The organism is Aromatoleum toluolicum (assembly GCF_012911005.2).
Taxonomy (GTDB): Bacteria; Pseudomonadota; Gammaproteobacteria; order Burkholderiales; family Rhodocyclaceae; genus Aromatoleum; species Aromatoleum toluolicum.
Genome location: NZ_WTVS01000159.1, coordinates 1 through 3,030 on the forward strand (window position 1 = coordinate 1; position 3,030 = coordinate 3,030).

The 3,030-nt window shown below is 68.4% G+C and carries 4 protein-coding genes; 3 read left to right on the forward strand and 1 reads right to left on the reverse strand.

What is annotated here, in order from left to right:
* The 3 genes from GPA27_RS28065 to GPA27_RS28075 all read left to right on the forward strand — a co-directional run.
* On the forward strand, window positions 1-290 hold a 290-nt coding region (locus GPA27_RS28065; protein ID WP_211165301.1), incomplete at its 5' end, for an LCCL domain-containing protein.
* 71 nt (window positions 291-361) lie between these two features.
* Complete coding sequence (locus GPA27_RS28070) at window positions 362-1,255, forward strand: pirin family protein (protein WP_169143696.1); 894 nt, start codon at window positions 362-364, stop codon at window positions 1,253-1,255.
* 29 nt (window positions 1,256-1,284) lie between these two features.
* The gene (locus GPA27_RS28075) at window positions 1,285-1,920 is read left to right on the forward strand and encodes a malonic semialdehyde reductase (protein ID WP_169143697.1); all 636 of its coding nucleotides are present in this window, start codon (window positions 1,285-1,287) and stop codon (window positions 1,918-1,920) included.
* A gap of 49 nt (window positions 1,921-1,969) precedes the next feature.
* On the opposite strand, the gene GPA27_RS28080 is transcribed toward GPA27_RS28075, so the two are convergent.
* The gene (locus GPA27_RS28080; RefSeq protein WP_169143698.1) at window positions 1,970-2,770 is read right to left on the reverse strand and encodes an enoyl-CoA hydratase/isomerase family protein; all 801 of its coding nucleotides are present in this window, start codon (window positions 2,768-2,770) and stop codon (window positions 1,970-1,972) included.
* Between the last annotated feature and the right edge of the window lie 260 nt (window positions 2,771-3,030).

Below are 3,030 nucleotides of genomic sequence, written 5' to 3' on the forward strand. Positions count from 1 at the left end.
ACCCCGGCCCCTGCCCCCAGTCGCTGGTCGTGAATCTCGAGCTGCCGACACCATTCACGTGCACCTGCAGCGAACAGGACGCGCACAACGGTGCCGTCTGGGGAACCGATACCTATACGGCGGACTCCGACCTGTGCCGGGCCGCCGTGCATGCCGGCACGATCCCGCGGCGCGGCGGCACGCTCACGGTCGAGTACCGGCCGGGGCTTGCGCTGTACGTCGGCTCCCAACGCAACGGCGTGGCGAGCCACGACTTCGGCGCCTACTCTTCAAGCATCCGCTTCCGCTGACGTGCGGACGGATTCCCGAACACCGCCCCGAACGCTTTCCCCATCGGCCCCATCGCAGCGAGGCTCACCCCATGACGACAGACCGCACGACCGCAACGCCGCCCCTCGTCGAAACGATCGTTGTGCCCCGTGCGAGCGACCTCGGTGGCGGCTTCACGGTCCTGCGCGTGCTGCCCTCGGCGCAGCGGCGCATGGTCGGCCCCTTCGTGTTCCTCGACCAAATGGGCCCCGTGCAGCTCGACGCCGGCACCGGCCTCGACGTGCGCCCGCACCCGCATATCGGGCTGGCGACCGTCACCTATCTCTTCGACGGCGAGATCCTGCACCGCGACAGCCTAGGCAGCGTGCAGCCGATCCGCCCCGGCGAACTCAACTGGATGACCGCCGGCCGCGGCATCGTTCATTCCGAGCGCACGCCGCCCGCGCTGCGCCCCGCCGGACCGCGGCTTTCCGGCCTGCAGGCGTGGGTCGGACTGCCAACACGCGACGAGGAAACGGCGCCCGCGTTCGTGCACCACGGTGCCGCCGAGCTGCCCGTCATCACCGAACCGGGCATGCGCATCCGCGTGATCGCCGGCGAGATCTTCGGCGTGCGCTCGCCCGCCGAGACGCGCTCGCCGCTGTTCTACGCCGACGTCACCCTCGTCGAGCAGCAGCGGCTGCACATCCCGGCCGAGCACGAGGAACGCGCGGCCTACATCGTCCAAGGCGCCGTGCGCATCGACGGCCAGGCCTATCCGCCCGGCCAGCTGCTGGTGTTCGGCCGCGGCGCCGACGTGACGCTCGCCGCGCTGGGGCCGACGCGCCTGATGCTGCTCGGCGGCGAGCCGCTCGACGGTCCGCGCTTCGTGTGGTGGAACTTCGTCGCCAGCACGCGCGAACGCATCGAACTGGCGAAGGAAGACTGGCGCGCCGAGCGCTTCGCGCCGGTGCCCGGCGAAACGGAACGCATACCGCTGCCCTGACACGCACCACCAACCACCGGGAGTGACCGATGAGCTCGACCCTGAACGAGGAAGGACGCAAGCTGCTGTTCCGCGAAGCACGCACGCACAACGAATGGCTGGACAAACCGGTCAGCGACGACACGCTGCGCGAGTTGTACGATCTGATGAAGTGGGGCCCGACGAGCGTCAATTGCTGCCCCGCGCGTATCCTGTTCCTGCGCACGCCGGAAGCGAAGGCCAGGCTGCTGCCGGCTCTTGCGCCCGGCAACGTCGAGAAGACGCGCAGCGCACCGGTCACCGCCATCATCGGCTACGACGGCCGTTTCTACGACATGCTGCCGAAGCTCTTCCCACACGTCGACGCCCGCGCGTGGTTCGTCGATACTCCCGAGCTCGCCGAGGTGACCGCGCGGCGCAACAGCTCGCTGCAAGGCGCCTACTTCATCCTGGCCGCGCGCGCCGTCGGACTGGATTGCGGCCCGATGTCGGGCTTCGACCAGGCCAAGGTCGACCATGAATTCTTCCCCGCCTCAGGCGGTACGGACCGCGAATTCAGCCAGGAATACTTCCCGGACAGCCACGTGAAGACCAATTTCCTGTGCAACCTCGGTTACGGTGACCCGGCGAAGCTCTTCCCGCGCAGCCCGCGGCTCGATTTCGAAGAGGCCTGCAAGCTGCTCTGAACGCATCGAGCCCCGCGCCGGGCACAGCGGGGCATGCTGCGCCCGCTTGTCAGGCGCCGCGGAACCCCGGCTTGCGCTTCTCGAGGAAGGCGTTGATGCCTTCGACGAAATCCTCGGTCGCACTGCAGCGCGCGAAGGCCTCGGCCTCGCTCTGCAGCTGGGTCTCGATCTTCGCGTCCGCCGACGATGCCAGCAGGCGCTTGATTTCACCGTAGGCGTGGCGCGCCCCGTTCTGCAGGCGGCCGACCAGCGCCGCGGTTTCGGCGTCGAGTTCCGCGGCAGCGACGACGCGATTGACGAGGCTCAGGCGCAAGGCCTCGGCGGCATCGAAACGGTCGCCCAGCAACAGCAGCTCGGCGGCCTTGCGCCGTCCCACGATGCGCGGCAGGAACCACGACATGCCGCCGTCGGCGGACAGGCCGATCGACGAATAGGCGGTCGTGAACTTCGCGCTGTCCGCGCACAGCGCGAGGTCGCAGCCCAGCATCAGCGACAGGCCGAAGCCCGCGCAGGCGCCGCGCACCTTGGCGATCACCGGTTGCTGCAGGTTCTGCAGGATCTCGACCGCCGGGTTGATGTGCTTCTCGATGATCGCGCGGAAGGCCACCATGCGCGCCTGCGGGCCCAGATGGAACTGGGTGGCGAAGTCCTTGAGATCGCCACCGGCCATGAAGTGATCGCCGGCCCCGGTGACCACCACGACATCGATATCCTTCAGGTCACGCAACCTGCGTACGGCGCCCAGCAGGTCTTCCATCATCTCGATGGACAAGGCGTTGAGCTGCGCCGGACGGTTCAGCGTGAGGGTCGCTACGCGGTTTTCGACGTCGAGCAGTACGGTGTTGGCCATGAACTTCCTTCCTTGCGATTATGTCTGCCGCGTCGCGGCGTTGGATCCTGATCCTCGTAGTATGCCGCGAGACTGCGTGGGTTGTAATCCGGCCGGAGCAGGGGGCGGGGTGCGGACCTGAAGGTCGTGGCCTGCGCCTTCCCTCGGTCGGATCACCCGCCGGGGCGGCGATGCAAACTCGCCCTGCGGGCTCAGACATGCATCGCCTTGTTTCCCCGTCGGGCGCTCCGCCCTCGGCACGACCCGACAGGCCCCCACCC

Coding starts and splice junctions, on each gene's coding strand:
- GPA27_RS28075 (WP_169143697.1), top strand. CDS start 1,285: ATGAGCTCGACCCTGAACGAGGAAGGACGCAAGCTGCTGTTCCGCGAA.
- GPA27_RS28070 (WP_169143696.1), top strand. CDS start 362: ATGACGACAGACCGCACGACCGCAACGCCGCCCCTCGTCGAAACGATC.
- GPA27_RS28080 (WP_169143698.1), bottom strand. CDS start 2,770: ATGGCCAACACCGTACTGCTCGACGTCGAAAACCGCGTAGCGACCCTC.